Annotated in this window: 28 protein-coding genes; 9 read left to right on the top strand and 19 right to left on the bottom strand. The window is 69.7% G+C overall.

The features are described 5' to 3' along the window. Positions 1–14: 14 nt before the first annotated feature. On the bottom strand, positions 15–1,547 hold the full coding sequence (locus RIN46_RS05250) for a sodium/proline symporter (RefSeq protein WP_309082286.1): 1,533 nt from the start codon (positions 1,545–1,547) through the stop codon (positions 15–17). A 159-nt stretch (positions 1,548–1,706) separates the two neighbouring features. On the opposite strand from RIN46_RS05250, the gene RIN46_RS05245 reads away from it, so the two are divergent. Both RIN46_RS05245 and RIN46_RS05240 read left to right on the top strand, forming a co-directional pair. Continuing rightward, positions 1,707–2,606, top strand: coding sequence for a LysR family transcriptional regulator (locus RIN46_RS05245; protein ID WP_309082285.1), 900 nt, complete (start codon positions 1,707–1,709; stop codon positions 2,604–2,606). Positions 2,607–2,768: 162 nt separating this feature from the next. Continuing rightward, positions 2,769–4,319, top strand: coding sequence for a SpoIID/LytB domain-containing protein (locus RIN46_RS05240; RefSeq protein WP_309082284.1), 1,551 nt, complete (start codon positions 2,769–2,771; stop codon positions 4,317–4,319). A gap of 10 nt (positions 4,320–4,329) precedes the next feature. On the opposite strand, the gene RIN46_RS05235 is transcribed toward RIN46_RS05240, so the two are convergent. After that, the gene (locus RIN46_RS05235) at positions 4,330–4,917 is read right to left on the bottom strand and encodes a hypothetical protein (RefSeq protein WP_309082283.1); all 588 of its coding nucleotides are present in this window, start codon (positions 4,915–4,917) and stop codon (positions 4,330–4,332) included. Between the two features lie 10 nt (positions 4,918–4,927). Further along, complete coding sequence (locus RIN46_RS05230; protein WP_309082282.1) at positions 4,928–5,740, bottom strand: NAD(P)H-binding protein; 813 nt, start codon at positions 5,738–5,740, stop codon at positions 4,928–4,930. A gap of 96 nt (positions 5,741–5,836) precedes the next feature. Between RIN46_RS05230 and RIN46_RS05225 the strand changes: the two genes are divergently transcribed. Then, positions 5,837–6,283, top strand: coding sequence for a helix-turn-helix domain-containing protein (locus tag RIN46_RS05225; RefSeq protein WP_309082281.1), 447 nt, complete (start codon positions 5,837–5,839; stop codon positions 6,281–6,283). A 156-nt stretch (positions 6,284–6,439) separates the two neighbouring features. Continuing rightward, positions 6,440–7,096 carry an alpha/beta family hydrolase gene (locus tag RIN46_RS05220; protein WP_309082300.1) on the top strand — a complete coding sequence of 219 codons (657 nt, stop codon included), beginning with the start codon at positions 6,440–6,442 and terminating at the stop codon, positions 7,094–7,096. Here RIN46_RS05220 and RIN46_RS05215 read toward each other — a convergent pair. The 3 genes from RIN46_RS05215 to RIN46_RS05205 form a co-directional block, all read right to left on the bottom strand. Continuing rightward, on the bottom strand, positions 7,093–7,899 hold the full coding sequence (locus RIN46_RS05215) for an alpha/beta hydrolase (RefSeq protein WP_309082280.1): 807 nt from the start codon (positions 7,897–7,899) through the stop codon (positions 7,093–7,095). The two genes, RIN46_RS05220 and RIN46_RS05215, sit on opposite strands and share 4 nt — an antisense overlap. Positions 7,900–7,955: 56 nt before the next feature. Beyond that, positions 7,956–9,170, bottom strand: coding sequence for an MFS transporter (locus RIN46_RS05210; protein ID WP_309082279.1), 1,215 nt, complete (start codon positions 9,168–9,170; stop codon positions 7,956–7,958). Between the two features lie 108 nt (positions 9,171–9,278). Then, positions 9,279–9,581, bottom strand: coding sequence for a putative quinol monooxygenase (locus RIN46_RS05205; protein ID WP_309082278.1), 303 nt, complete (start codon positions 9,579–9,581; stop codon positions 9,279–9,281). A gap of 71 nt (positions 9,582–9,652) precedes the next feature. Here RIN46_RS05205 and RIN46_RS05200 point away from each other — a divergent pair, with 71 nt between their 5' ends. After that, positions 9,653–10,252, top strand: coding sequence for an XRE family transcriptional regulator (locus RIN46_RS05200; protein ID WP_309082277.1), 600 nt, complete (start codon positions 9,653–9,655; stop codon positions 10,250–10,252). A 32-nt stretch (positions 10,253–10,284) separates the two neighbouring features. On the opposite strand, the gene RIN46_RS05195 is transcribed toward RIN46_RS05200, so the two are convergent. After that, positions 10,285–11,100, bottom strand: coding sequence for an SDR family NAD(P)-dependent oxidoreductase (locus RIN46_RS05195; protein ID WP_309082276.1), 816 nt, complete (start codon positions 11,098–11,100; stop codon positions 10,285–10,287). A gap of 49 nt (positions 11,101–11,149) precedes the next feature. Next, the gene (locus tag RIN46_RS05190) at positions 11,150–11,743 is read right to left on the bottom strand and encodes a cysteine hydrolase (protein WP_309082275.1); all 594 of its coding nucleotides are present in this window, start codon (positions 11,741–11,743) and stop codon (positions 11,150–11,152) included. Positions 11,744–11,807: 64 nt separating this feature from the next. Here RIN46_RS05190 and RIN46_RS05185 point away from each other — a divergent pair, with 64 nt between their 5' ends. Together RIN46_RS05185 and RIN46_RS05180 are read left to right on the top strand one after the other, a co-directional pair. Then, entirely contained in the window at positions 11,808–12,089 is a 282-nt protein-coding gene (locus RIN46_RS05185; RefSeq protein WP_309082274.1) for a DUF4190 domain-containing protein, read from the top strand. 157 nt (positions 12,090–12,246) lie between these two features. Beyond that, positions 12,247–13,326 carry a type I restriction endonuclease gene (locus RIN46_RS05180; RefSeq protein WP_309082273.1) on the top strand — a complete coding sequence of 360 codons (1,080 nt, stop codon included), beginning with the start codon at positions 12,247–12,249 and terminating at the stop codon, positions 13,324–13,326. Positions 13,327–13,355: 29 nt separating this feature from the next. Here RIN46_RS05180 and RIN46_RS05175 read toward each other — a convergent pair whose 3' ends face one another. Both RIN46_RS05175 and RIN46_RS05170 read right to left on the bottom strand, forming a co-directional pair. Then, on the bottom strand, positions 13,356–14,291 hold the full coding sequence (locus RIN46_RS05175; protein ID WP_309082272.1) for an HNH endonuclease: 936 nt from the start codon (positions 14,289–14,291) through the stop codon (positions 13,356–13,358). A 135-nt stretch (positions 14,292–14,426) separates the two neighbouring features. After that, complete coding sequence (locus RIN46_RS05170; RefSeq protein WP_309082271.1) at positions 14,427–15,605, bottom strand: VanZ family protein; 1,179 nt, start codon at positions 15,603–15,605, stop codon at positions 14,427–14,429. Positions 15,606–15,874: 269 nt separating this feature from the next. Here RIN46_RS05170 and RIN46_RS05165 point away from each other — a divergent pair, with 269 nt between their 5' ends. After that, the gene (locus RIN46_RS05165) at positions 15,875–16,378 is read left to right on the top strand and encodes a VanZ family protein (RefSeq protein ID WP_309082299.1); all 504 of its coding nucleotides are present in this window, start codon (positions 15,875–15,877) and stop codon (positions 16,376–16,378) included. 13 nt (positions 16,379–16,391) lie between these two features. On the opposite strand, the gene RIN46_RS05160 is transcribed toward RIN46_RS05165, so the two are convergent. The 6 genes from RIN46_RS05160 to RIN46_RS05135 form a co-directional block, all read right to left on the bottom strand. Then, positions 16,392–16,880: an SRPBCC domain-containing protein gene (locus RIN46_RS05160; protein ID WP_309082270.1), complete on the bottom strand. Its 489-nt coding sequence runs from the start codon at positions 16,878–16,880 to the stop codon at positions 16,392–16,394. A 166-nt stretch (positions 16,881–17,046) separates the two neighbouring features. Next, positions 17,047–18,180 (bottom strand): FAD-binding oxidoreductase, encoded by a 1,134-nt coding sequence (locus tag RIN46_RS05155; protein ID WP_309082269.1) that lies wholly within the window; start codon positions 18,178–18,180, stop codon positions 17,047–17,049. Positions 18,181–18,203: 23 nt separating this feature from the next. After that, on the bottom strand, positions 18,204–19,262 hold the full coding sequence (locus RIN46_RS05150; protein WP_309082268.1) for a Gfo/Idh/MocA family oxidoreductase: 1,059 nt from the start codon (positions 19,260–19,262) through the stop codon (positions 18,204–18,206). Further along, positions 19,259–20,035, bottom strand: a complete 777-nt coding sequence (locus RIN46_RS05145; protein WP_309082267.1) for an amino acid ABC transporter ATP-binding protein — start codon at positions 20,033–20,035, stop codon at positions 19,259–19,261. Before RIN46_RS05145 ends, RIN46_RS05150 begins: the two co-directional genes overlap by 4 nt. Further along, on the bottom strand, positions 20,032–20,814 hold the full coding sequence (locus tag RIN46_RS05140) for an amino acid ABC transporter permease (protein ID WP_309082266.1): 783 nt from the start codon (positions 20,812–20,814) through the stop codon (positions 20,032–20,034). The genes RIN46_RS05145 and RIN46_RS05140 overlap by 4 nt, the downstream gene beginning before the upstream one ends. 45 nt (positions 20,815–20,859) lie before the next feature. Continuing rightward, positions 20,860–21,753 (bottom strand): ABC transporter substrate-binding protein, encoded by an 894-nt coding sequence (locus RIN46_RS05135; protein ID WP_375141896.1) that lies wholly within the window; start codon positions 21,751–21,753, stop codon positions 20,860–20,862. Positions 21,754–21,911: 158 nt separating this feature from the next. Between RIN46_RS05135 and RIN46_RS05130 the strand changes: the two genes are divergently transcribed. Next, on the top strand, positions 21,912–23,024 hold the full coding sequence (locus RIN46_RS05130) for a LacI family DNA-binding transcriptional regulator (protein WP_309082265.1): 1,113 nt from the start codon (positions 21,912–21,914) through the stop codon (positions 23,022–23,024). A 47-nt stretch (positions 23,025–23,071) separates the two neighbouring features. Here the strand turns inward: RIN46_RS05130 and RIN46_RS05125 are convergent, their stop codons facing one another. Genes RIN46_RS05125 through RIN46_RS05115 form a run of 3 tightly spaced genes read right to left on the bottom strand, consistent with a single transcriptional unit; the run spans position 23,072 to position 26,173 of the window. After that, the gene (locus RIN46_RS05125; RefSeq protein ID WP_309082264.1) at positions 23,072–24,217 is read right to left on the bottom strand and encodes a LacI family DNA-binding transcriptional regulator; all 1,146 of its coding nucleotides are present in this window, start codon (positions 24,215–24,217) and stop codon (positions 23,072–23,074) included. Positions 24,218–24,258: 41 nt separating this feature from the next. Beyond that, positions 24,259–25,272 (bottom strand): SIS domain-containing protein, encoded by a 1,014-nt coding sequence (locus RIN46_RS05120; protein WP_309082263.1) that lies wholly within the window; start codon positions 25,270–25,272, stop codon positions 24,259–24,261. 28 nt (positions 25,273–25,300) lie between these two features. Continuing rightward, entirely contained in the window at positions 25,301–26,173 is an 873-nt protein-coding gene (locus RIN46_RS05115; RefSeq protein WP_309082262.1) for a PfkB family carbohydrate kinase, read from the bottom strand. Positions 26,174–26,260 lie beyond the last annotated feature (87 nt).

The raw sequence follows: 26,260 nt of genomic DNA, 5'->3' as shown, positions 1-26,260 counted from the left end.
GGGCTGGTTCCCGGTCAGGACTTCGTCGTCACGGGCTGGCTCTGGGTCACGACGTCGAAGCGTCCGGTGACGGCGTCGGTCTGCTTGGGTCCGAACCGGTTGCCGATCCAGAGGCCCAGCAGGCCGGCGATGAAGCCCGGGATGAGCTCGTAGAGGCCGATCGTGTCGACCTGGCGGTAGATGGCGACGGTGGCGCCGCCGGCGATGATGCTCAGCAGGGCCCCGAACCACGTGGTCCGCCGGGAGTACAGGGCCGCGAGCAGGGCCGGTCCGAAGCTGGCGCCGAACCCGGCCCAGGCGTACCCGACCAGGTCGAGCACCTTGCCGCCCTGCAGCGCCACGATCACGCCGATGACGGTGCAGACGAGGACGGCGACCCGGCTGAGCCAGATGAGCTGCTTCTCCGGGGCCTCGCGGTTGATGAAGGTGCGGTAGAAGTCCTCGGTCAGCGTCGCGGAGGCGACCACCAGCTGCGAGTCGGCCGTGCTCATCACCGCCGAGAGGACGCCGGCCAGGAAGATCCCCGCCATCCACGTGGGCATGAGCTCGGCGACCAGCGAGATGTAGGCGTCCTCCGGGTTGGCGAGCTCGTTGCCGAAGATGGCGATCGCGGAGAATCCGAGGACGGCGGCGGAGCCGAGCAGCGTGATCGAGAGGAAGACCCCGAGGCGTGCGCCGTTGCGGGCCGAGGAGGCGCTCCGCATGCCCATGAACCGGGCGAGGATGTGCGGCGAGCCGAAGTAGCCGGCGGCCCAGGCGAGACCCGAGACGATGGCGACGAACGAGACGGAGCTTGCCGTCGTCCAGGTGCCGTCGACCAGCTCGACGCCGGCGAAGGCGGATCCCAGGTCCGGGTTCTGGGCCTGGATGGCGCTGACGAATCCGCCGACGCCGCCGACCTTCGCGATGGCCGCGACCGAGAGGATCATCAGGCTGAAGAACATGATGCAGCCCTGGATCACGTCCGTATAGCTGCTCGCCAGGTAGCCGCCGAGCGAGGAGTACACCATGACGACGGCGGCGCCGACGAGCGTGCCCGTGGTGGTGGACGTGCCGAAGATCTGGGAGAAGATCACGCCCGTGGCGATGAAGGCCGAACCGAGGTAGATCACGTAGAAGAAGATGATCGCGATGGCCGAGACCCAGCGCAGCGAGTTGTGGTGGAAGCGATTCGCGAAGAAACCCGGCAGGGTCACCGACTCGCCCGCCTCGGTGCGGCGCCAGTCGCTGTACTTGGCCGAGTACTCGCGCAGGCGGCCGGCGAGGATCCGCCAGCTGAGGTAGAAGCCGAGCGTGAGACCGACGATGAGCCAGATGTTGCTCATGCCAGAGACGTAGAACGCGCCCGGCAGGCCGAAGAAGACCCACTGGCTCGAGTCGGTCGCCTTGGCGCTGACCGCCGTGACGAACGTGCCGAGCCGGCGGCCGCCGATCGCGAAGTCACTCATGCCGGCGTTCTTCCGGTAGGCCCAGAGACCGATCAGGAGCACGGCGATCAGATAGGCGATGAAGACGATAACTGTTGATGGATCCGCTGAGGTGGACATCCAGAACTCCCTGACTCCGTCATGTGGTGTGGCGATGTGATCTGGGCATCAACTCTCGCCGACCCAGGGACAGCCCGACCAGTGGGGTTGGGCCAGAGATCTGTGAGCTGTCCCACAGAAATGCTTATGCTCGCGGCGGTTCTGGGGTAGGTTCACCCGGTGGCCGTCGACATCCGAACCCTCAAGACCCTCCACGCGGTCGTCTCCAGCGGCTCGTTCGCCGCCGCCGGCCGGGAGCTGGGCTACACCCCGTCCGCGGTCTCCCAGCAGATGGCCTCGCTCGAGCGGACCCTCGGCATCCGCCTGTTCGAGCGCGAGGCGCGGAGCGTCGTGCCGACGGAGGCCGCGCTCTACCTGCAGCATCGCGTCACGGAGGTCGTGGACCTCCTGCATCAGGTCGAGATCGACATGGCCCGCCTCGGCGCCGGCCAGACCGGGACGCTGCGGGCGGGCACCTTCGATTCGGCGGGCGGACCGATCCTGGGACGGGCGATCGCCCGATTCCTGGTCCGGCGCCGCGATGTGAAGATCACGTTGGACGAGGGCGAGCCGTACGAGCTGTTCCCCCGTGTCTCCGACGGCAGCCTCGACATCGCCCTGGGCTTCGAGTACGACCTCGTCGCGTCCAACTTCCCGCCGAACCTGCAGCTGAACGAGGTGATGATCGAGGACCTCTACATCGTGGCGCCGAGGAACCACCGCCTGGCCGGAAAGGGCTCGGTCGGGTTCGATGAGCTGAGGGACGAGCGGTGGGTCGCCCACCGGCCGGAGACGCCCTCGCACCAGTGCCTGCTGGCGCTCTGTGGACAGCATGACTTCGTCCCCGACATCGCGTTCCGCAGCAACAATCTCGGCACCGTCAAGGGCATCGTGGCCGCCGGACTGGCGCTGGCGATGGTCCCGGAGATCTCCCTCCAGCACGGCGGGGAGGGCATCGTAGCCCTCCGGCTCAGCCGGAGCATGCCGCGCCGCAGGATCGTCTCCGCGACGAGGCAGGGCGACGACAACCCGCTGGCCGACGCGTTCCTGCAGGCGCTCCGGCGGGCGGCCGCGGAGTAGCGTGGGGCGCACAGCGACCGGGGGCAGCGGGCAGCGCCCCGGCCCGTCGCGTGCTGGCGGGGAAATCCCCTCCCGCGCCGGATCCTTTCCAGCGCACCGGACGTACAATTGAGCATCGGCGCGGGCCGCCTTCCGCGCTGTCATCGCTTGCTAGGAACCGCCATGTCAGACCGCACGTCACGGTCCGGGCTCCGTGCCCCTCGCCTCGTCGCGGCGGTCGCCGCGCTCCTGCTCGCCGTGGGTCTGGGACTGGCGCCCGGCGTCGTCGTGCCGGCAGAGGCCGCTGCGCCCGCCCCGGCCGCGCTCCCCGCCGGGCACACCGCCCTGAACCCCACGCGGCAGGCGATGACCATCAAGGACACCTACCTGCGCTCGTCGCCGAACTGGGACTCGTCGGCGAACATCGTCGTCGCGGTGCCGGCGAACTCGTGGGTGACGGTCCTGCAGACCACGCGCACGTGGTGGCAGGTGAAGTACGGCGCCTACACCGGGTGGATCCACGGGACGGTCCTCAAGGCCGGCTCCTACCGGCCCAGCACGACGACGCCCCCGCCGCCCGCAGTCCCGTCCAGCTTCACGTTCGCCGGCTCCGGGTGGGGCCACGGCGTGGGCATGAGCCAGTACGGCGCCCGCGGGCAGGCGGCCGAGGGCCGCACCGCGGCGCAGATCCTCAACTACTACTACGCGCCGGCCGTCACCACGGGCACCACGTCCTACGCGTCGAGCAACATCAGGGTGCAGCTGCTGCACGCCGGCAGCACCACCATCACACCCACCAACGGGCGCATGCGCATCTACGCCAACGGAAGCTACTCCACCACGCGCTCCGCGGTGACCATGAAGGTCTCCGGCTCCAACGTGGTGCTCAGCGGCGGCGTGGTGACCACCGCGCCGGCCGTGACCGTCCGGTGGGAGAACACCCGGTTCTGGACGGACGGCACGGCGAACACGGTGGTCTCCGTCTCGGGGGCCGACGGCGGAACCTCGGCCGGTGTGTACCGGCACGGGCAGATCACCGTGAAGCCGCTAAACGCCAAGCTGAACGTGGTCAACGAGCTGCGGCTGAACGACGAGTACCTCTACGGGCTGGCGGAGATGCCGTCGTCGTGGCATCGGGAGGCGTTGAAGGCGCAGGCGATCGCCGGGCGCACTTTCGCGATGCGGGCGATGTCCGCGCTGAAGGCCGACTGCGCGTGCAACGTCTACGACGAGGTGCGCTCGCAGAAGTTCACCGGCTGGAAGAAGGAAGGCGAGGCGACCTACGGCGCCCGTTGGAAGGACGCCGTGAATCGGACGCTCAGCCGGAACTCGAGCGGGACGCCGACGTCCGGCACCGTGGTGAAGTACGGCAGCAGCCTGATCGAGGCCCTGTACTTCTCCTCCTCCGGCGGCGCGACGCGCAACTCGGAGTCCGTCTTCAGCGGTGGAGCCGTCCCCTACCTGCGCTCGCACAAGGACCCCTGGTCCCTGAGCACCGCAGCTGCCAATCCCAACAGGGCGTGGACCCAGCCGGTCTCCCAGGCGAAGATCGCGTCGGCGTTCGGCCTCAAGGACGTGGCGAAGGTGGCCTACACGAAGAGCAGTGTGGACCTCGCTGTCGTCACGATCACCGCGACCTCGAGCTCCGGCGCGAAGGCGAGCATGACCGGGACGCAGATGCGCAGCAAGCTCGGGCTGAAGAGTGCCTGGCTGACCTCGGTCACTCCGAAGTAGCGTCGCCTCCTCAGTCCAGCCAGGGGAAGCCGTCCGGCCGACGTGCGGATCGCTCGCTGACGACGTCGTCGTCGTGGAAGTGCGGCTCAATGGGCAGGTTCGCTGGACCGACCGATATCTCGGTGACCACCCGAACCGGCGCTGTGCTCACGAACTGACACTCCGTGATGAGCCCGAGCGCCGGGTCGGTATAGCTCGGCATCCGGGTGAAGGCGTCCCGTCCGAGGACGTACACCACGCCGGGCGAGAGCGTCGGGTGTCCGTCATCGCCGACAGCATAGGAGAGGAAGATCCGGCGCTCGGACCAGTCTCCAGCGGAGCCCCCGCGATAGAAGCACGCATTGAGGAACCGCCGGCGGGCCGGCGAGCGCAGGGCATAGGCCATCGCCCACGTCGGATCCTCGGTCGCGAAGACGGCCGTCGCCTTCGAGAACGCGTCGGGGCTGAAGTCCAGCGGCGCGTTCGGCTCAAGGACATCGAGCCCCGGGGTCTGCGACCCGTGCAGCAGGTACTCACCGCCGGCCACCAGTTCGGCCAGCCGCGTCCACGTGGCGTCGCCACAAGTCGGTGCCGGGTAGTGCCAGTCGTGCTCGCCCACAGGACGAAGGCTACCGTGTGGGCACAGACACCGCCGCAGCTCGCCCGGCAATGACGACAGCGTCCGTGAGGGGCCTGCCGAGGAGATTCCGCAGATCGGAACTGGCGCCGTTCAGGAAGCCGTGACGAACAGCAGTTGCGATCGATGCCAGGAGCGATGGTTGGAAGGGCAACAGTGCCGTATCGCCCAACAGACGCCGCCTGTACTCGGCGAGGTCGATGCTCCGGTGCCTCACCCCTAGATGCTCGGCCACCGCCACGGCGTCGATCAACGGACCGACCAGATCGTAGATCTTCGCCCCATGCCGTTCTGGAGCGGAGGCCACAATGGCCGCTGCCTCGGCGAGATCATCGCGCGCGACCGCTGCAAGCGCTCCCGCGCCGAATGGTGATTCGAGACCCTCTCCTCGCCAGCTCATCAAAGCCCCGAAGAGCTCCGCGTAGAGACCGTTGCGCAGGATGGTCCACCCCATGCCGCTCGTCTGGATCATGCGCTCTGTCGCCCGGTGCGCCAGAGCGAAGCCGAGGTGATCTCCTCCTGTCGTCACGCTCGTGTAGACGACGTGCTCGACGCCGTCGCGCACTGCCGCGCGCACGGCTGCTTCATGCCGATCGACGACCTGATCGTCCTCGGCGTAACCCGCCGAGACGAGCACAAGGGTCCGCACGCCCGAGAAGTCGATGGACTCCGTCAGGTCGAGATCGAGGTACCGCATGCCGGCAGCCGGAGTCCGGCTCCCTCCGAACGCGTCGACCCCGCGATCGCTCAGCTGCTTCAGAATCTGCGAACCCAGCTGTCCACTCGCTCCGGTCACCATAATCATCCGTCGTCGTCTCCTCATGTCCATCGTGCGGTTCTCTTCAGTAACTACACTCGTGATCCTGTACCCGGCCAGAGCGGCCCACAAGGAGGCACTTCGATGGCACCGACGCACACTGAGTTAACCAACCCACCTGCGGCGGGATCCGCCGTGGAGGCTGCCCAAATGGAACCCTGCGGGCTGCCGACACACCCCGACTGCGGCATCCGCGACGTGCTGGACCGCGTCGGCGACAAATGGACGGTGCTGGTGATCGTCGAACTATCCAACGGCCCGCGCCGGTTCCGCGAACTGCAACGAGCCGTCGCCGGGATATCCCAGCGCATGCTCACGCTGACCGTCCGCAGGCTCGAGCGCGACGGCCTGGTGGAACGGACCGTGTATCCGACGGTGCCAGCCCAGGTCGATTACCGGCTGACCGAGACCGGGGCGAGCCTCACTCATCTGGTGCAGGCGCTGGCATCGTGGTCGCTCGAGCACAGGACCTCGATCGCGAGGGCCCGTGCGACCTACGATGCCGCCCATCCCGGTCACGACATCCGGTAGATTCACCGAGGCAGGGGGCTCACCCTGGCCTGCCCTTCCGGAAACGACACCACCTTCGAAAGCAGTCGATTGTTCACCCACTCCCCGGTCAGCATTCCCGTCCGCGCCGAGACGCCGAAGGGCGCTGTCGAGACGGAGGTGAGCGGCCTCTGGACCCTGCCGCCGGGCTCCGGTGAGGAGACGCGGACGACGCCGTCGGAGGGCTCCCCCGGTCGGCCCACCGTGGTCCTGGCCCACGGCGCCGGTGCGGGGATGGAGCACCCGTTCATGCGCGGCGCCGCCGAGGGCCTCGCCCGGCTGGGCGTCCGGGTCCTGCGCTTCAACTTCCCCTACATGGACGCCGGGAAGAAATTCCCCGATCGCCCGCCGCTCGCCGTCGGGACCTGGCGGTCGGTGATGGAGTTCGCCGCCGACCACGCCGACGGCCCGCTGTGGGCGGCCGGGAAATCCTTCGGCGGCCGCATGGCCTCGATGGCCGTGGCCGAAGGCATGGACGCCGCCGGCCTGATCTATCTGGGGTATCCGCTGCACGCGCCCGGGAAGCCGGAGAAGCTGCGCGACGAGCACCTGTACGGCCTCGAAGTGCCGCAGCTCTTCCTGCAGGGGACGCGGGACACGTTCGCCCGGACCGACCTGCTGGAGAGTGTGGTCGGCCGGCTCGAGGAGCGGCAGCCCGGCAGGGGCCGTCTCGTCTGGATCGACGGCGGCGACCACTCCTTCGCGGTCAAGGGCACCAAGCGTGAACCCAACGAGGTCGGGGCAGACCTTGCTCCGGCCATCGCCGACTGGCTGGCCGCAGGCGCGGGGGTCTAGTCCCGCTCCTCGCGCAGGTAGGCGGTGTCCGATTCGTCGGCCCAGGTCTCGCGCTGCAGCTCGGTGATGTCCCGGTCCGCCTCCGCGGGGCTGTCCGCCCCGTCCACCGCGGAGACGATCCGCGCGAGCAACTCCCCCAGTTCGGCCGGCCGCGTGAACTGCGGCCAGTGCCCCGTGGGAAGCTCCAGGATGCGCATGGTCTTGACCCGCGCGAGCTCGGCGGTGAAGGGGCTCTCGCGCCGAATGAACTCCTGGACCTCGTTCTCGGTGAACTCGCAGGCGATCACGGTGGCAGGAACATCGAAGCGCGCCTCGTCCTGGAGCTGCTGCTGCTCGGTCGCGACGCCTACAGGTTCCGGCACGGCGACGCTGCGGAAACGCTCCCGCAGCTCGTCCGTGAGATCGCGGAGATCGCCCTCCTCGAAGGCGTCCCAGCCCGGGAGCGGGATCGAGTCGCCGTCGGACGGGAACTCGTCGTTGATGATGCCGCCGTCGCCGAGCGGCAGCGCATCCACGCAGATGCAGTGGGCCACCCGGTCGGGCCGCGCGTCGGCCACGGCGTGGATGATCGCCCCGCCGCCGGAGTGTCCGACGAGCACCACGGGCTCCTCGGCGGACTCCACGACGTCGACGACGGCGTCCACGTGATCGCGCAGGCCGATGCCGGAGCGGCTGGCCGCAGGCGACTCCTTGCCGGGCAGCGTCAGCGGCAGGACTCGGTGCCCCGCGTCCTTCAGCGGGCGGAGCGACTCGCCCCACGAGTCGGCGTCAAGCCAGAATCCGGGAACCAGAATGACATCCATAGGCTCACGCTACGCCGGAGCGCAGGGGCTGAACAGGGCGCTCCGCGGACGGACCGCTAGACCTTGAGGCGCTGGACCCGCCAGACGCGGCGGGGGCGGCCGGATTCGCCGTCGTGCCTGTCCCGCTCCGGCTGGCCCTGGCTGACCAGAGCCGCGAGCGCGACGCCGGCGATGGCCACGCTGGCGGCCCCGGCGAGGGCCATCTGGCCGCCGAACTCGTCGATCAGCAGGCCCGCGCCGGAGCTGCCGACGGCGACGCCGACGAGCTGCGCCGTCGTGCTCCAGCCGAAGGCCTCGGCGACGTCGCCCGGGGCGACGGCCGTGGACGTCATGTGGGTGATGGCGGCGATGACCGGGGCGACGCCCGCACCGGCGATGACACCCATGAGGAGGATCCACCAGAAGCTGGTGCTCATCGCGGCGAGGCCGAGTCCGACGGCGAGGATCGCGAGCCGGCGCGTGAGCGACCAGCGGGTCAGCTCAGCATGGCCGACGGCGAAGCCGGCGACGAGCGAGGAGATGCACAGCAGCGCGAGGATGATGCCGGCCTGGGCTCCGCCGTGGCCGAAGATCGCGACGAGGGCGGCCTCGAGCATGGCGGTGGCTGCGGCGATGACGAAACCGACGGCGCAGACCATCAGCAGGGCGTGCGAGGCGAGGACCTGGCCGAGCCGGCCCGCCGGGGGCTCGGAAACGGCGCGGCAGACCTGCGGCGTGGTGAGGAACCAGATGCCGCCGGCGAGCAGGAAGAGGCCGGCGATGAGGATGCCGAGCGCGCTGTGGATGGTCAGCGAGGCGAAGGTGACGATGACCGGCCCGATGATCCAGATGACCTCCTGGACGGAGGCGTCGAAGGCGAACAGTCGCGTGCGCAGGGCCGGGGCGACCAGCGACGGGTAGAGCGACCGGGCGGCGGGCTGGATGGGCGGGGTCGCCACGCCGGCGATGAACGCGATGAGGGCGTACATCGGCACCGAGAGGTCGGGCAGGGCCAGCGAGAACGTCGCGACCGCGGCGATGCTCAGCGTGATGCCGAGGACGCGGAACATACCGAACCGGTTGAACATGCGGCTGGTCAGCGGGCCGGCGACCGCCTGCCCGATCGCCAGCGCGGCGAGGACCAGGCCGGCGGCGGTGTAGGCGTCGTGCTGCGCCTCCACATGGATCAGCACAGCGAGGGAGAGCATGCCCGCCGGGAATCTCGCGATCAGCTGCGAAACCACGATGCGGAACACACCTGAGGCACGGAAGAGTTCGCGATAGGTCGTCACAGCAACCATTCTCCCACTCCGGGCAGTATAATGCACTATGTCGTGCAACACCCGGCGCAGTGCCCGCCGGCACACCGCTCCGGGGTCGAGTGCGGCCACGGAGCAGGGCTACGTGCGGAGCGGCGATCCCAGCACGTTGAACCGCATGCCCTCCATCCGGCCCGAGAGGATGGGGCGGGCCTCGCCGATGGCGGCCTGCACGCCCGGCAGCTGCAGGGAGGCGGCGTGGGCGTCGGCACTGGTCCAGAGCTCGGCGACGAAGACGGCCTCCGGATCGTCGTCGTTCACGCCCACCTCGTAGAGCAGGCACCCAGCGGCGGCGAGCTCGTCGGAGGGACGCGTCAGGATCTCCACGAGTGCGTCGCGGTTTCCGGGAGTGGCCTCGAGCAGGCCCATGTTCGCGAAGGTCATGAGCTCAACCTAGCCGCGGGCCGACACGTCGGGAAGGTCTCGGGGCCAGCCCACTACACTGAATCCAGCCCATGCCCCGATCACTGAGGACAACCGTGCCGGACAACCAGGAAATCGCCGCGCTCATCGCCCAACGAGTGCGCGGGCTGCGCGCCTCCCGTGCCTGGACGCTGGACGATCTGGCCGCGCGCTCGGGCGTCAGCCGCCGCACCCTGGTGATGATCGAGCAGGGGCAGGCGAATCCCTCGATCGCCGTGCTGTCCTCCATCGCCGATGCGTTGGGGGTCGCGTTCGTCTCCCTCGTGGAGCTCGGCGCCCGCGAGCAGGTCCAGGTGGTCCGCGCCGGCGAGGGCGCCCGGCTCTGGGAGGGGAACGACGGCGGGAGCGCACGCCTGGCCGGCTCGCTCCCCGGGACGACGGAGCTGTGGGAGTTCCGGATGTCCCCCGGCGAGGAGTACCTGGGCAGCCCGCACCCGGGCGGGACCAAGGAACTGGTGCACGTCAGCTCTGGCGAGCTGACGCTGAACGTGGTGGACCGGACCCTGGTGCTGGGGCCCGGCGACGCCGCGACCCACCCGGCCGACGTGCCCCACGGCTACCGCAACGAGGGGTCGGGCCCGGTGGTCTTCTCCAACCTGGTCCAGTACCCGACCCCGCAGAACGAGCAGTAACGCCCGCGGACGACGACGCCGGGCAGTAGCGGCTAGCGGACCAGCGGCGCCCTCTGCGTCGCCACCATGCCCGCGACCTTGCCCGGGAGCAACCGCGCCACCAGGTCGATCTTCTTGGCGTCCTTGCCGATGACCACGCGCGGCTTGCCGGTCTCGAGCGTGCGGACGATCTCGTCGGCGGCCGCATAGGTGCTGGTGAACTCCGGGGCCACGTCCTTCTTGCCGATGCGCACCGGCAGCGGCTCCGGGCGGAGCTGGCCGTTGACGTTGCCGTCGCTGTCCGGGACCACGGCGCCGGCGATGACCAGCGAGACCTTCAGCCGCGCCTTCTGGTGCTCGGCGATCAGCCCCTCCGTGAAGGCCTTCACCGCTGCCTGCGACGTGCTGTAGGCGGAGCGGCCCGGGAACGGGACCACGCCGGCGATGCTCACCACGTTGACCAGGGAGGCCGTCGGGAGCGACTGGAGATGTGGCAGGAATGCATTGGCGATGTCCACGGCGCCGCGGAGGTTGCCGTCCATGGCCCCGTCCACCATGGTCGAATCCGTCTCCGCCGCCGGACGGACATCCTGCGCGACGGCGGACAGGTTGACGACGCCGTCGAGCCGACCGTGGGCCTCGAGGACCTTCTGCGGCAGCGCCTGCAGCGCGGCGCGGTCGCCGCGGGCCACGGGGTGGATGAAGAGCCGGTCGTTGGCGTGCGCCAGACGGGACGTCTCGGAGAGCGCCTCGGGGCTCTCGTCCACGGCGGCGACGCGCGCCCGCCGGTGGAGCAGCTGGAGCACCACTTCGCGGCCGATCCCGCTGCCGCCGCCGAACACTACGAATACGTTGCCGATCAGTTCCACTGTTTCTCCCGTTCTGTCCCGCTGAATCTGTCGTGGGCTGTCTCTGTGGTCAGCCAAGCGCCGTCGTGAGGTCTCCGACGGTTTCCACCTGACCGAAGAGTCTCATGCTCTCCACGGCCGCGTCATGGGCCTGCGGCGTGCTCGCGGCGCAGGCGTCCTCGGCGAGGATGACGTGGAAGTCGTACGCGGAGAGGTGCCGGAAGGCCGTCTCGACGGTGGCGTTCGTCGCCACGCCGGCCACGATCACGCTCTCCGCGCCCCCGAGCTCGTGGGCCAAGGAGGACTCCACGAACGGATCCGGGCGGTAGTGGTCCAGGACGACGTCGTCCTTCCGCACTTCCACAGCCGATGCGAGCTCCGCACCCTCCTGCCCGTCGACGAGTGCACCCGACTGAAGTGCGCGCGTCAGCAGCGGGATGCGGGCGTAGGGCTCGGGGTCCTCGGTATCCAGGAGGAGGCGCAGCCAGACCACCTTGCCGCCGGCGGACCGGACGCGGTCCGCGAGCTGGTTGACCTGCCGAATCGTCTCGCGACGCTCGGTCTCCCGGACCAGGCCGTCGCCGAAGATGGAGGCCGGCCCGACGACGTCGTTCTGCAGGCCCACGGCGACCAGCGCCGACTGCTTGCCCTGGATGCTGTCCATACGGCTTCTCCTCGGGTAGGTATGCCCTCGTCGTCCATCGTATGGCCCGACTACCATGTTGAACATGTCGCAGATGCCGAACGCCTACTACGCCCCGCCCGCCGAGCCCAAGGGCGCGAGCATCACCTCGCTGGTGCTGGGCCTGTGCTCGATTCTGTTCGGCTTCACGTTCGTGGTGCCGATCGCGGGCATCATCTTCGGCATCGTGGGCCTGCGCAAGGAGCCAGCCGGCCGCGGCATGGCCATCGCCGGCCTGGTGTTGAACAGCATCATGATCCTCGGCTGGATCCTGTTGATCCTCTTCCTGCTGCCGCTCCTGGCGATGGGCCTGTTCGGCGCGATGTAGCCGCCGGACAGCTACATCCCTCCTCGCAGGGGTGCGACGGGCCTGCATAAGCGTCGCGACGTCTGCCGATCCCAAGTCCATAACGATCCCCTCCTCGCGGTCCTATAGTGGTTCCGATCCGTTACATTCGTTTCAATGTCGAGTGTTGGAGGGGAACATGGAAATCTCTGAGCAATTGGCGGCCCTGTCGACGAAAGCCATCGAGCAGCGGCAGCACCTGGTGACAGAGGAAGCGACCAAGAACGCGCTCATCATGCCGTTCATCTCACAGGTCCTGGGCTACGACGTGTTCAATCCTCGAGAAGTCGTTCCGGAATTCACGGCCGATGTGGGGATGAAGAAGGGTGAGAAGGTCGACTACGCGATCTATCACGGCGGCGAGATCCAGATCCTGATCGAGTGCAAAAAATCCCTCGGCGAGCTGCGCATCGAGCACGCTTCCCAGCTCTACCGCTATTTCGCCGTCACCAACGCTCGCATTGCGATCCTGACCAACGGCGAGGTCTACCAGTTCTATACGGATCTCGATGCACCCAACAAAATGGACTCGAAGCCGTTCCTCGTTCTGGATCTCAACGACGTGGACGACACAGTGGTACCCGAGCTTCAGAAGCTCACCAAAACGGAGTTCGACCTCGACTCGATCATCAACTCCGCTGAGGAGCTCAAGTACATCGGCATGCTGAAGCGACTCCTCGGGTCGCTCTTCCGCGAACCGACTGACGAATGGGTCAAGTTCCTGACCTCCAAGGTCTACGAACGACCGATCACGCAGAAGGTACGGGATCAATTCGCCGTGTTGGTTCAGAAGGCCAGCGCTCAGTTCCTCAATGAGCGGGTCAACGACCGCCTCAAAGGGGCCATCACGTCGGCCTCCCATCTGCCGGCCATGCCGAGCACAGAGATCGTCCCTGTAGAGGACGCCGCCGAGCCCCCTGAAGACACGATCGAGACGACGATCGAGGAACTCGAGGGCTTTCATATCATCAGAGCGATCCTCTGTAGCGAAGTGTCGATCGAGCGCGTGGTCCATCGCGACGCGAAGTCCTACTTCGCGGTCATCCTGGACGACAACAACCGCAAACCTCTAGCGCGCCTGCACTTCAATCGGAGGAACAAGCAGATCGGTCTCTTCGACGAGAACAAGGTCGAGACGAGGCATCCCATCGCGAACCTCCACGAGATCTACCGGCACGCCGACCACCTGCGTGCAGCCGTGAAGAACTACGAGGGTTAGCCCACATCGTTCGTGGCTCCCCCAGGGGCCTACGAGGCCTCTGCCTTCAGGAATCTGTCGAAGGAGACCTCCAGGAGGTCGCGCCGCGGGCGCTCCCCGCGTGCCCGCGGCAATTTCATGAGATTGCTGCCGTGGAGTCCTTTGAGGCCATGCTGAAGCATCGGGCCGTCGATCTCCTCGAGCAGATCCGGGCGGATGTGCACGACGTAATCCGGGCTGATGCCCATGATGAACGAGTCGAATGCGGCATGGTGGATCTTGCAGAGCGCGAGGCCGTTGACGACCGATGCGACGCCACGCTCATCCGAATCGGGAACGATATGCGCGGCGTCGAGCAGCTGCCGGTGCCCCAGATTGCAGACGGCACAGCGGTCTTCATAGGCGCGCAGAACCGTCGATCTGAACACCGGCTGATGCAGGCGAACTTTCGTCTCGCGTGAGATGTAGCGTTTGATCGTCGCCTGCATCATCGTGTCTTGTGTCCGGTCACGGAGGAAGAACGCTTCCTCGTCCATGGGTGCGACGACGAACCGCTTGAGGTCCGGTTCCTCGTCGACGATGAACACGGGGCAGATCGGCTGGTACTTCTTCGGTGAACCGCCCACCCCGATGAACCAGATCAGAGGCAGTTGATTGGCGAAGGCGAACCTCAACCCCGCATTCTCGGGATGATCCGGATTGTCTCCGCGCCACATGTACCGGATGAGGCTGTCCTTGCCGACTTCGTCCTCGTACGGACGCGGCTGTCCGGGAGCGCGGAACACCGTTTGAAAGGACAAGGCTCCACGGAGGAATCGAGGCTTCCAGATCCCAGTCTGCGTCGACTGCAGACGGATCTTCTGGCCGCGATACTCGAAGTCGAGAATCTCATCTCGCGTCAACGGTTCAGCACCATCGTCGCTTCGGAACTTCAGCCATTCAATGGCGGACTGCCGCAGAGCCAACTCATCGTCGAGTGACCACATTCAAGGCCTGCCTTCTCCCAACACGGGCCCGACGGGATGTCGAGCACCGCCCTCCAGTAGTTCGCCCAGTCTTTCACCACGCCATCATGGCGACGATCAGGACATCTCCAGTCCCGTCGGTCATATCCCGTGGGGTCAGGAACGACTATCCACGAAGTACGTCCCCGCGGCCTTCCCCGAGAGGCCGCGACGGGTGCGCGTCGCCAGGACCGAGACGAAGGCGACGACGAGCAGCAGCGTGCTCAGCGCCGACGGCAGTCCGGCCCAGTCCTGATGGCGCCCCGCCTCGGCGAGCGCCTGCAGCAGTACGTAAAGCCCGCCCACCACGGTGGCGCGCAGCAGGCGACGTCCCAGCGGCACCGCGCCGCGGCGTCCCGACGGTTCGGCGACCTCGGAGCGGTCGGTCGCGGCGGCGTCGTGCTCTGCCTTCCTCGACCCCGCCTTCCCCGAGCAGACCCCGGCGGGCGGCGTGCTGGAGACCTCCAGCCACACGGCGCGCTGACCGAGCGAGGAGCCCGAGGATTGGAACGCCGGCAGGTAGAAGACCAGCAACCCGGGAATCGCGTAGGCGAGCACGAGTTCCAGCGGCAACCAGGTGCCGACCCCGAGCACGTACGTGGCCGCGACCCGGTAGAGCACGATCAGAACGAATCCGATCGCGTGGAACGCGGTGAGGTCGATCAGCATGCCCAGCCAGCGGCGCGGGGCAGTGACGGGCCGTGGCTGGGACCTGGTGGCCTCGAACTCACGGCGTCTGGGGAAGAACCAGAGAACCGCCGGGGCGAGCAAGGCACCGAGGAGCGCGCCGGCGGTGTTGGCGATGAGGTCGTCGACGTCGCCGAGGCGGTACGCGCACGGGTAGACCCCGAAGGCGCCCGTCGCCTGCGTGGTCTCGATGAGGAGCGACGCGGCGAAGCCGGTCAGCGTCGCGGTGAGGACGTTCCGGCCGAGGAATCTCCTGGCGATCATGCCCCAGGGCAGGAAGAGCACGACGTTGAAGACGACCTGCAGGACGACGGTGCTCTTCAGGGTCGTCAGAACGCCGAGGCCGGCGGTTTCGCGGGCGATGTCCGAGACGAACTGGAGCGGCGTGGTCTGGACGCCCTCCCAGAGGGAGACGCCAGGGCTGCAGTGCAGGTCGGAGGGGCTCGGCAGGGGCAGCAGCGTATAGGCCAGGAGGGCGGCCCCGTAGATACTGACCGCGGCGGCACCCAGCAGACGGAGCGGCGTGAACCGGCCGTACAACCGGTACTGGACTGCGAAGATCGGGATCAGGAAGACCGCGAAGGCGATCACCCCGAACAGCACGCCCATGAAGGCTGGCCAGACCCATACATCCCTGGCACCCAAAGGCTCGTCCCCTCTCCCCGCTGACCACGGTGTTTCCGCTCGTCGGTTCCCGCGGTCCACTCTACGGAGGTCGGCCGGGAGGTGTGAGGCTCCACGCATCGGGGCCGAAATTCCAGGATCGACCGCTATCGTCGGGACAGATCCGAGGGCGCGAAGGCCGCCGGACGACAGGGCCAGCGACCCGCAAAGCATGACCAGAGCAACCACCCGAGAGGAGCGTCCGCGTGAGAGAGATGCTCGGACCACGTCCGCCCCGGAGCCGTGCGCGACTGTGGCTCGCCTCGGTCCTGCTCGCCGGATACACGGGCTTCGTCGCCGTCGTGACGCTGTGGCCGAAGCCGGACGAGCTGCAGTTCGGCAGCGCGGCGGACCGAGTCCTCGGCGTGCTGCACCGCGTCGGCATCCCGCAGGCCTTCGACGTGGACGCGCTGGAGTTCACGGCGAACATCGGGATGTTCGTCCCGCTCGGGTTCCTGCTGGGCCTGATCCTGCCGCGGCGCGTCTGGTGGCTCGCCATCGCGCTGCTGCCCGGCTACTCCGTGTTCATCGAGCTCAGCCAGGCGGCCTTCCTGGAACTGCGCGACCCGAGCGTGCGCGACGTCGTGGCGAACACGACCGGCGGGTATATCGGGGCCTTCCTCGCCACCGCGCTGCGGGCCCTGGTCAATGCGCGTGACCGGCGCGTGGTCGACCGTGCCCTCTGGGAGCGGGAAGCCGAACGGATCGGCGCACGGTAGGGTCCGCTGGTCCTCAGCCGCGGCTGCCCAGGAGGGCGTCGATCTGGTTGACCGAGTCGCGCAGCCCGTCCTCCATCTCCATGTCCAGGAGCTCCTTGAGCTGGGACAGGGACGAGAAGACGACCCGGAGGGTCATGAGGGTCCCGTGACTGGTGCTCTCCCCCGGGGCGTCGACCAGGGTGACCACGTTGTGGGTGACGCCGTGCTCGCCGGTGGGCTCGCCGTCGTCGTCCGCGAATCCGTCCTTGAACTCCAGGCGCCGCGGCTCCACGATGTCCTCGAACTGCCACCAGCCGTGGACCCGCTCGCCGTCGGGCCCAGTCATGTAGTAGCCCACGCGCCCGCCGGCGTGGAACTCGTGGCGGGTGACGGTGGCCGGCCACTCACGGGGCCCCCACCAGCGCTCGAGGAGCCGGGGATCGGACCAGACCTTCCAGACGCGCGCAGGAGGAGCATCGAACTGGGCCCTGATGATGAGCTCCAGGTCCTCTACATCGGTCATGACGCTTCTGACCGGCATCGATCGCTCCTCTCACTCGCGTGAGGTGTGCTTCGAGCGTACGGCCGGGACGGGAGGGGTGTAAATAGGCCGCCCTGCAGCCGCTGCACCGGGTGGGCGATGCAGCGGCTGCAGGGCGGGCCCCTTCGCGTCCCCTCAGGGACGTGTCTCAGGCGGCGTTCTCGGCGCTCCCGGCGAAACGCTCCGGGCGGAACGTCTCCAGCATCGGGTGCTTCTCGCCGGTCGTCAGCTCGTAGGCGATGAGCTCGCCGGAGAGCAGGCCGAGCGTGGCGCCCGAGTGCGTGAAGGCCGCGTAGCAGCCGGGGACCTGCTCGAGCTCGCCGAAGACCGGCTCGCCATCGCCCGGGATCGGCTTCCGGCCGATCTTCCACGACGCCTTCGGCAGCGAATCGACGCCGTCGAGCAGCTTGGCGGCCTCGTCCATGAGCTCGTCGATGACCTCCTCCGGGATGTCGTACCCGGACTCGTCGCCCGTGATCGACTCCTCGTACCAGTCGTGGTCCACCGCCAGCGTCCGGCCGGGGTTCGGGCGGATCGCCGCGCGCGGCGTGTTCATCACCGTGGTCACGTCCTTCTCCAGCGGCTCCGAGATCACCACCATGGACACCGGCGAGGCGTCGCCGATGGTCACCCCGAGCGGCTCGACCACCTTCGGCGTCTGCGGGCCGCAGGCCACGACGACGGCGTCGCCCGTCACCGTGCGCCCGTCGGCGGTGCGCACGCCCACGGCGCGGCCGCCCTCCACGACGACCTCCGACCTGCCGGCCCCGGTGATCAGGGTCCCGCCGGCGGCGGCGAACTCCTCGAGCAGGTGGTCGATCAGGTGCGGCAGGGACACCCAGCCCTCGCCCGGGTTGAAGACGCCGTCGGCGACCATCGCGGCCGGGTCCACGTCGTCCGTGTGGGCCTTCACGGTCTCGCCCGTGACCAGGTGGGAGTCGTAGCCGTGGCGGGCCTCGTACTCGTGCCGTGCGACGGCGGCGTCCGCCTCGTCGGCCGTCGGCCAGTACAGGGCGCCGTCGAACCTCAGCCACTCCCGCGAGGGATCCGCGGCGAAGAGCGTGCGGTAGCGGTCGATGCCGGCCATGCGCAGCTCGTGGTACGGCTTGGACCGCTCGCCCGCGGAGTTGAGCCAGGACAGCGAGCGGCCGGACGCTCCGGACGCCGGCTCGGCGTCGGTGACCAGCTGCACGCTCACGCCGCGGCGGGTCAGGTGGGTCGCGGCGGAGACGCCGATGATCCCGCCGCCCAGAACGACGGCCGTGTTCACCTTGGAGGACATGCTTCTTCCTTTCGCCCCGGCCCTCACAGGCCGTGGATGCTTTCGATAATCTGCAGCGCGTCGATCGCGTCGCGCGGGTCGACGGGCACGGGCCCGCCAGTGGTCAGGTGGTCGCCCAGGATCCGGTAGAACTCCCCGTAGGCGCCGCGCTCGGGCTCCACGGGGCCGGTCGCGGCGGCGTCGTCCGGGATGGTCAGGACGCCCCAGTTGGCCTCGGGCTCCACCCCGAGCCCGTCGTCGCCGGGACGCAGCCCGGCCAGGAGCTGCGGCTCCTGCTGGTCGAGACCGCGCTTGGTGTAGGTCCCGCGGCGGCCGAGCACGTGGAACCGGGGCGCCGGGGCCGCCGAGATCGAGTTCATGCTCAGGCGGGAGCTCACCCCGGAGGCATGGCGCAGGAGCACGAAGGCGTCGTCGTCGGCGTCCGCGTCGGCGGTCGGCAGGTGCCGGACGACCTCCCCGTGGGCCGACTCGACCGGGCCGAACAGGTGCAGCGCCTGGTCGATCAGGTGCGGGCCGAGATCGTAGAGGATCCCGCCGCCGTCGGCGATGTCGGTGCGGGCCTTCCAGTCCCGCATGCCGCCGGGCTTCCACCACTCGAAGCGGGACTCGAAGACCAGCGGGTCCCCGAGCGCGCCGGCGTCGAGCAGGCCCTTGAGCGTCAGGAGGTCCGCGTCCCAGCGGCGGTTCTGGAAGACCGTCAGGGACACGCCCGCGGCGTCGGCCCGGCGGACGAGCTGCTCGCCCTCCGCGGAGCGGGTGACGAACGGCTTGTCCACCACCACGTGCGCACCGGCGTCGATCGCGCGGGCCGCGAGGTCGAAGTGCGTGGCCGGCGGGGTGCCGATGACCACCAGGTCGACGGCGTCGGGCACGAGCCCGAGCGCCTCGCCCGGGGAGCCGACGATCCGGGCGTCCGGGTACTCCTGGCGCGCCTGGGCCGCCCGCTCGTCGTTCGACGTCGCGATCACCGAGACCTCGAAGCGGGGGTCCGCGGCGAGGAACGGGGCGTGGAAGATCCGGCCGGAGACGCCGAAGCCGAGGATCGCGGTGCGGATCGGCGCGGCCGCGCCGGCGGCCGTCACAGGACCTCCGAGAGGAAGGTGCGCAGGCGGTCGGACTGCGGGTTGTCGAAGATGTCGTCCGGCGTGCCGGCCTCCACCACCTCGCCCTCGTCCATGAAGACCACCTGATCCGCCACCTTGCGGGCGAAGCCCATCTCGTGGGTCACGACCACCATGGTCATCCCCCGCTGGCACAGGTCGGCCATGAGCCGCAGGACGCCCTTGACGAGCTCGGGGTCCAGGGCGGACGTGGCCTCGTCGAACAGCATGACCTCCGGGTGCATGGCCAGCGCCCGGGCGATCGCCACGCGCTGCTGCTGCCCGCCGGAGAGGTCCCGGGGACGGTGGTCCATGCGCTCGCCCAGGCCGACCTCGCGCAGCCGGTCCTCGGCGACCTGCCGGGCCTGCGCCTTGGACTGGCCCTTGACCTTCCACGGCGCCAGCGCCACGTTCTCCAGGGCCGTGTGGTCCGGGAACAGATTGAAGTGCTGGAAGACCATGCCGATCCTGCGGCGCAGCTCGTCCGGCTTGTCCTTGAGCACCGAGCGCCCGGCCACCCGGACGTCGCCGGACTTCGGCTCGTGCAGCCGGTTGATGCCGCGCAGCAGCGTGGACTTGCCGGAGCCGGACGGGCCGATCACGCAGGTGGTGGTGCCCGGGGCGACCTTCAGTGACACGTTGCGCACCACCTCGACGTCGCCGTAGGCGAGCGTCACGCCCTCCAGCTCGAGGCTGGAGCCCTCGTACACGACCTCGTCGGCCGCCGTCGTCGTCTTGTTGTCGATGGTGCTCATGAGGCGGTACCCACAGCTTTCTTGTCCTCGAGTTCCGTGACTTCCTTCAGTCCGCTGGTGGGGCCGGTCGGCTTGCGGCGGCCCGTGCGGAAGCGCTGGTCGATGAAGTTGACCAGGTGCGTCAGCGGCACCGTGATGATCAGGTAGAAGATGCCGGCCAGGACCAGCGGCGAGAGGTTGCCGGTCAGCACGGCGGCGTCCTGGCCGACGCGGAACAGCTCGCGCTCGCCCACCATGAGGCCCAGGAAGTAGACCAGCGAGGAGGCCTTGACGATCGAGATGAACTGGTTGACCAGCGCCGGCAGCACGCGGCGGACGCCCTGCGGCACCACCACCAGGGCCATGGCGCGGCCGTAGCTCATGCCGAGCGCGCGGCAGGCCTCCATCTGGCCCTTCTCCACGCTCTGGATGCCGGAGCGGAAGATCTCGCCGATGTACGCGCTGGAGATCAGGCTCAGCGCGATGATGCCCAGCGGGTACGGCGACGGGCCGAACAGGTCCTGGCTGAGCCAGTAGAAGCCCTGGCCGATCAGCAGGATGGTCAGGATCTCCGGCAGGCCGCGGAAGATGTCCGTGTAGATGCGGGCCGGGGCCCGCACCCACCGCACCGGCGAGATGCCGAGCACGGCCAGGACCATGCCGACCACGACGCCGATGATGGTCGCCGAGATGGACAGGACCAGCGTGTTGACCAGGCCGGTCTGCAGCAGGTGCGGCAGGACCTCGGCCATCGCCTCGACGTCGAAGAACGTCCGGCCCAGATTGTCTAGGAATTCCATGGGTTGCTCCCTGTGGGTGCGCGGCGCCGGTGGGGCGCGCGGTCGCTACTGGCTGTCGGCGGACTCTTCGGCCGGGGCCTCGGAGCCCTCGGCGGGGGCGCCGGTCTGCTCGTCGCTCGGCAGGTACTGCTCCGGCATCGGCGAGCCCGGGAACCACTTCTGGTAGAGCTCCTTCCAGGTGCCGTCCTCCATGGCCGCGTGCAGGCCCTCGTTGAGCGCCTCGCGCAGCTCGTCGTTGCCCTTGGCGACGGCGAAGCCGGCCGGGGCGTCGAAGGAGGGGATGTCGCCGGCGGAGACGTGGCCGTACTGCTCGATGTAGTCCTGCGCGGCCTCGTAGTCGAGGAAGTGCGCGTCGATGGCGCCGCTGTTCATGCCGCTGACGCCGGTGTTGTTGTCCGGGAAGCGGACGATGTCCGCCTCGGTGAAGTTCTTCACCGCGTAGGCCTCCTGGAGGCTGCCCTGGACCACGCCGAGGCGCTTGCCCGCGAGCTCCTCGACCGTGGTGATGCCGGAGTCCGCGGTGGTCAGGACCGTGAGGTACCCGGCCAGGTAGCCGTCCGTGAAGTCGACGGTCTGCTCGCGCTCCTCGGTGATGCCGATGGCGGCCACGCCGACGTCGAACTGGCCGTTGGCCACGCCCGGGAGGACGGCGGCGAAGTCCTGGCCGGTGAAGACGACGTTGTCGATGCCGGCCCGCTCCGCCACGTCGGTGAACAGCTCGACGTCGAAGCCGGTGAACTCGCCGTTGGAGTCGGTGTAGGCGTAGGGCTTGATGTCGCCGACGCTGGCGACGCGGATGGTGCCGGGCTCGATGAGCCCGTACGGGTTCTCCTGCGCCTCGGCGTCGCCGGAGGACGAGCAGCCGGCGAGGAACGACGCGGCGAGGGCCGCGGCGCCGACGGCGCCGAGCGTGCGGGTGATGAGGTTCTTCTTCACGATGCGATCCGATCTTTCGAGAGGGATGGCCCACGGGCCGAGCGATAGAGTTGAGTCCGGTCTCACCCTTGCGAGAACTGGAGTGAGTCCGGTCTCATTGGGGTGTGAAGTACGCTACAGTCTCATCTAGAACGCAGTCAAGGGCTCGGAACGGAATCTTCATGAACGAATCACCAGCGCCCCGCCCGGCGACCGTCGCGGACGTCGCCAGGGCGGCGAACGTCTCCAAGGCCCAGGCCGCGCGCGCCCTCGGCGGCTACGGCGCGGTCAGCGAGCCGGTCCGCCGGCGCGTCCTCGACGCGGCGGAGGAGCTGAACTACCGCCCGAACGCGCTCGCCCGGAGCATGAACACGGGCCGCTCGCAGACCATCGGCGTGGTGATCGCGGAGGTCGAGAACCCGTTCTTCGGCCTGGCCATCCGCGGCGCGTCGGACGTGCTGCGCCGGCACGGCTACGACGTCGTCCTGGCCAACACGGACGAGCGCACGGACGCCGAGGAGGACGCCATCCGGGTCATGCTGGACAAGCGCGTGGACGGGATCATCGCCTCCCCGGCGGACGCCGACGCGACCGCTCACCTCTCGGCCGCGATGGCCGCCGGCAGCCCCATGGTGTTCCTGGACCGCCACGTGCCCGGGATGGAGGTCGACTCGGTGGAGGTGGACCTGCGCCGACTGGCCGGGCAGGCCACCGCCGAGCTGCTGGAGCTGGGCCACCGGGGCATCGGCTTCATCTCCGCTGTGCAGGCGCCGTCCGACGTCTACGAGCCGGGCATGACGCTACCGAACTCGTCCGTGGCGGACCGCCTCGGCGGGATCCTCGACGCCTACGCCCGCGCGGGGATCGAGCCGGACCCGCGCTGGATGCGCCTCAACGCCAAGGCGCCCGAGACCATCCGCGCCGCGACGCAGGCGCTCCTGGACCTCGACGACGCGCCGACGGCGATCATCGCCTCCGACAGCATGGTGGGGCTCGAGGTGCTCAAGGTCCTGCGCGAGCGGTCGCTGCGCGTGCCGGAGGACGTGTCCTTCCTGATGTTCGACGACATGGCCTGGTCGCCGCTGGTCGACCCGCCGATCACGGTGCTGTCCCAGCCCGCCTACGACATGGGCGTCGCCGCGGCGACGGCGCTGCTCGAGCGGCTGCGCGGGTCCAGCACTCCCCCGTGCCGGCGCGTGCTCGAGGGCGAGATGATCCGCCGGGCCTCGGTGGCCCCGGCCCGCGCGGCCGTCGACGAGGCCCCCTCGATGGTCGGCGGCACCGCGGTGCGCTGAGTCCGGCGGTCCGCTGAGCCCGGCGATCCGCTGAGTCCGGCGGTCAGCTACGCCGCGGGAGGCCCGACGGAGCCGCGGAGCACCAGCTCGGTGTCCACGATCTGCCGCCGCGGCGGCCCGTCGTCGCCGCCGATCCGCGCCAGGAGGGTGGTCGCGGCGAGCTCGCCCATGTGCCGCACCGGCTGGGCCACTGTGGTCAGCCCGGGCCCGGTGAACTCCATCCAGTCCAGGTCGTCGAAGCAGACCACCGAGACGTCCCCCGGGATCGCCAGTCCGCGACCGGCGACCGCCGCGACCGTCCCTGTGGACATCACGCCGTCGGCCGCGAACAGCGCGGTGACGCCGCCGTCGTCGTCCCCGCGGCCCCCGTCGTCCTCGCGCCCGCCGCGGGCCGGCGGCTCGGCGAGCAGCGCGCCCACGGCCGCGGCAGCCGCCGCGGCGCTGTAGGCGCCCACGCGCAGCACGCGCCGCGGGTCCACCGGCGCGCCGGCGGCCCAGTGGGCCTCGAGATACCCGAGCAGGCGCTGCCAGCTGGGGTAGAGCCGCCGGCCGTCCAGCCGCCGGTCGCGGGCCTCGGCCGCGAACGCGGCGACGTCGCGATGCCGGCCGTGCTCGAGCTCGCCGACGAACGCGATCCGCCGGTGCCCGGCGTCGAGCAGGAGCTCGACGGCCGAGCGGGCCGCGGCGACGCCGTCGACCACGACGGCGTCCGCCGCCAGGGCGTCCGCGGCGCGGTCGAGCTGGACCACCGGGCGGCCGGAGTCGATCGCGGCCCGCAGGTGCGCGTCGCGGGACGGATCCGCGGTGGAGACGATCAGCCCGTCCACCTGCTTCTCCAGCAGGAGCTCGACCGCCGCGATCTCCTGGTCCGCGTCCTCGTCGCTGTTGGTGATGATGGCGCCGAAGCCGGCCCGCTCGGCGACGTCGGAGATGCCGCGCATGGCGGCGGCGTAGTACGGGGAGCCGATGTCCGCCGCGACGACGCCGAGCGTCTGCGTGCGCCCGGTGATGAGACCCCGGGCCAGCCGGTTGGGCCGGTAGCCGACTTTCCGGGCCGCGCGCTGGACCCGCGTGCGGATGTCCTGGCTCGCGTACCCGTAGCCGCCGAGCACGCGCCCGGCGGTCGCGGTGCTGACGCCGGCCTCCGCCGCCACATCGGCGATGGTGCTGCGCTTGGCTGGCTTGTTCGTCACGCCCAGCACTCTATACGCCGGTGCGCCGCGGGCCGTCTGGCTCAGTAGTCGAACTGCCACATGTAGCGCCGTCCCTCGAGCGCGTAGCCGCTGAGCGCGGACCAGTGGGCCGCCAGCCGGGCGGCGAGGCCGTGGAAGACGAGCGCCATGACGTAGGGGCGCTGCTCGGCGGCGATCCCGGGCAGCTCGAAGTCGCGGCTGTCCACGTAGAGCGTGGTCCCGCCGTGCTCGTCCAGGAAGGACCGCGCCCGGTCGGCCAGGGGGCGCGTGGCGTCCTCCGGCACGTAGACGAGCGCCGCCGTCGAGCGGTCGAAGATCTCGAACGGGCCCTGGAAGAACTCGTTGGCGTTGAGCGTGGCCGCCTGCCGCCACTGCATCTCCTGCAGGTAGCAGGCGGTGAACGTCTCCGCGGCGCCCTCGAGGGAGCCGGACGCGATCACGTAGACCACCGGCTCGCCGTGCAGGCGCTCGGCGATGGCGCGGGTGCGGTCCTCGTAGCCCCGCAGCGCGTGCAGCAGCGCGGCCGGCAGCGCGGTGAAGGCGGCCAGGTGGCCCGCGATGTCGGTGCCCTCGGCCGCGAGGACGGCGAGGCCGAGGAGCTGCAGCACCAGCTGGGAGCCGTGGCCGGACGAGGCGACGAACACGTCCGGGACGGACCGGCCCAGCGGGCTGGAGCCGTCCAGCGTCACGGCCGCGACCGCGGCTCCGCGCGAGTGCGCCCACTCCGCGGCGCGGACGGTCTCGCGGGTGCTGCCGGCCCCGGAGAGGACGACGACGAGCGCGCCGGGTCCCACGCCGGCGGGGGCGCGGTGGTTGAACTCGTCGGAGTTGAGCACGAGGGCCGGCGCCGAGGCGTGGCGGTCCAGGAGGAACTTCACCGGGCCCATCGCCATGCGCGAGCCGCCGGCGCCCACCAGGTAGATCCGCTCCGGGGCGACGGCGCGCGTCCAGTCCCGGATGCGCGGCCAGAGGGCGAGCGCCGCCTCCTGGGACGAGACGACGTCCGCGGGGAAGTCCGCTACCGGCTGGAGGCCTACGAAAGTTCCGTCGGTCATTGCTGCTCCTTCGTGTGAGAGAACGTTCTCATGATGTTCTCGGTGTGGATGTCGACTGGTCGTTGGTCGGAGGGAGGCCGGCGGGCCCGTGGGCGGGATGGCCGAAGGCTCCGAGCCGGGCACAGGTCTCGGCGGCCCGCCGCGCGGCGCGCTCGAGCGCCGCCGCCGGCGCCTCGCCGTCGAGCAGCCCCACGAGGACGTTGGCCGTCAGCGTGTCCCCGGCGCCGAGGGTGTCGACGACGTCGACCGGGTGGCTCGGCCGATGCACCGCGCCGTCCCCGCCGACCCGGCCGGGATCCCCCGCCAGCACGGCGCCGCCGGATCCGAGGGTGACGAGCGCCCACTCGGCCCCGGCGGCCACGGCCCGGCGCGCCAGCTCCCGGCCGGCCCCGGCGTCACCGGTGCGGCCGGAGAAGGTCGCCAGGAAGCAGAGGGGTGCGATCCCGCGGATGCGAGCGTCGTCGTAGCGCAGCGAGAAGTCGTAGGAGAGGCGGCCCGCGGCGGCGAGGGTGGGCAGGGCGGCGTCCAGACCGCTGGACTGGCCGACGTGCACGGCGTCGTTGGTGCGGGCCAGGTGTAGCTCGTACGCCCCGACCGTGAACCGGGAGACGCCCAGGTCCTGCTCCACGAAGACCCGCTCGCCGTCGACCAGGGCGATCCGGCAGCTGGCGGTCCGCCCGGGCAGCATCCGCAGCGGTGCGACGTCGACGCCCTCGGCGAGCAGCGCCGAGCGGATCCGCGCTCCCGCCGCGTCGCGGCCGACGTTCCCCCGATAGGCCGCCCGGGCCCCGGCCCGCGCGGCGAAGACGGCGACGTTGACGCAGTTCCCGCCGGGGAAGTACTGGTCCAGCGCCGCGTAGCAGTCGACGACGTTGTCGCCCATGCCGATGATCGATGCCATGCCGCCCGCCTGTCCCTGGGAGGTGCCCGCCGGGCGTCCCGCTGAAGCCTGTTCTGAGGAAAAGAGTATGAGAGCGTTCTCAGATGT

It is taken from the genome of Zhihengliuella sp. (assembly GCF_031178195.1).
In the GTDB taxonomy this organism is placed as follows: Bacteria; Actinomycetota; Actinomycetes; order Actinomycetales; family Micrococcaceae; genus Zhihengliuella.
Note: the sequence above shows the minus strand (reverse complement) of the source record. Positions and strands in the feature narration are given on the sequence as shown.

Coding starts and splice junctions, on each gene's coding strand:
- RIN46_RS05115 (WP_309082262.1), bottom strand. CDS start 26,173: ATGGCATCGATCATCGGCATGGGCGACAACGTCGTCGACTGCTACGCG.
- RIN46_RS05205 (WP_309082278.1), bottom strand. CDS start 9,581: ATGACCTTCGCGAACATGGGCCTGCTCGAGGCCACTCCCGGAAACCGC.
- RIN46_RS05120 (WP_309082263.1), bottom strand. CDS start 25,272: ATGACCGACGGAACTTTCGTAGGCCTCCAGCCGGTAGCGGACTTCCCC.
- RIN46_RS05225 (WP_309082281.1), top strand. CDS start 5,837: ATGGCACCGACGCACACTGAGTTAACCAACCCACCTGCGGCGGGATCC.
- RIN46_RS05145 (WP_309082267.1), bottom strand. CDS start 20,035: ATGAGCACCATCGACAACAAGACGACGACGGCGGCCGACGAGGTCGTG.
- RIN46_RS05200 (WP_309082277.1), top strand. CDS start 9,653: ATGCCCCGATCACTGAGGACAACCGTGCCGGACAACCAGGAAATCGCC.
- RIN46_RS05240 (WP_309082284.1), top strand. CDS start 2,769: ATGTCAGACCGCACGTCACGGTCCGGGCTCCGTGCCCCTCGCCTCGTC.
- RIN46_RS05170 (WP_309082271.1), bottom strand. CDS start 15,605: ATGGGCGTGCTGTTCGGGGTGATCGCCTTCGCGGTCTTCCTGATCCCG.
- RIN46_RS05160 (WP_309082270.1), bottom strand. CDS start 16,880: ATGACCGATGTAGAGGACCTGGAGCTCATCATCAGGGCCCAGTTCGAT.
- RIN46_RS05140 (WP_309082266.1), bottom strand. CDS start 20,814: ATGGAATTCCTAGACAATCTGGGCCGGACGTTCTTCGACGTCGAGGCG.
- RIN46_RS05190 (WP_309082275.1), bottom strand. CDS start 11,743: ATGGACAGCATCCAGGGCAAGCAGTCGGCGCTGGTCGCCGTGGGCCTG.
- RIN46_RS05130 (WP_309082265.1), top strand. CDS start 21,912: ATGAACGAATCACCAGCGCCCCGCCCGGCGACCGTCGCGGACGTCGCC.
- RIN46_RS05175 (WP_309082272.1), bottom strand. CDS start 14,291: ATGTGGTCACTCGACGATGAGTTGGCTCTGCGGCAGTCCGCCATTGAA.
- RIN46_RS05165 (WP_309082299.1), top strand. CDS start 15,875: ATGCTCGGACCACGTCCGCCCCGGAGCCGTGCGCGACTGTGGCTCGCC.
- RIN46_RS05185 (WP_309082274.1), top strand. CDS start 11,808: ATGTCGCAGATGCCGAACGCCTACTACGCCCCGCCCGCCGAGCCCAAG.
- RIN46_RS05215 (WP_309082280.1), bottom strand. CDS start 7,899: ATGGATGTCATTCTGGTTCCCGGATTCTGGCTTGACGCCGACTCGTGG.
- RIN46_RS05250 (WP_309082286.1), bottom strand. CDS start 1,547: ATGTCCACCTCAGCGGATCCATCAACAGTTATCGTCTTCATCGCCTAT.
- RIN46_RS05155 (WP_309082269.1), bottom strand. CDS start 18,180: ATGTCCTCCAAGGTGAACACGGCCGTCGTTCTGGGCGGCGGGATCATC.
- RIN46_RS05180 (WP_309082273.1), top strand. CDS start 12,247: ATGGAAATCTCTGAGCAATTGGCGGCCCTGTCGACGAAAGCCATCGAG.
- RIN46_RS05230 (WP_309082282.1), bottom strand. CDS start 5,740: ATGATTATGGTGACCGGAGCGAGTGGACAGCTGGGTTCGCAGATTCTG.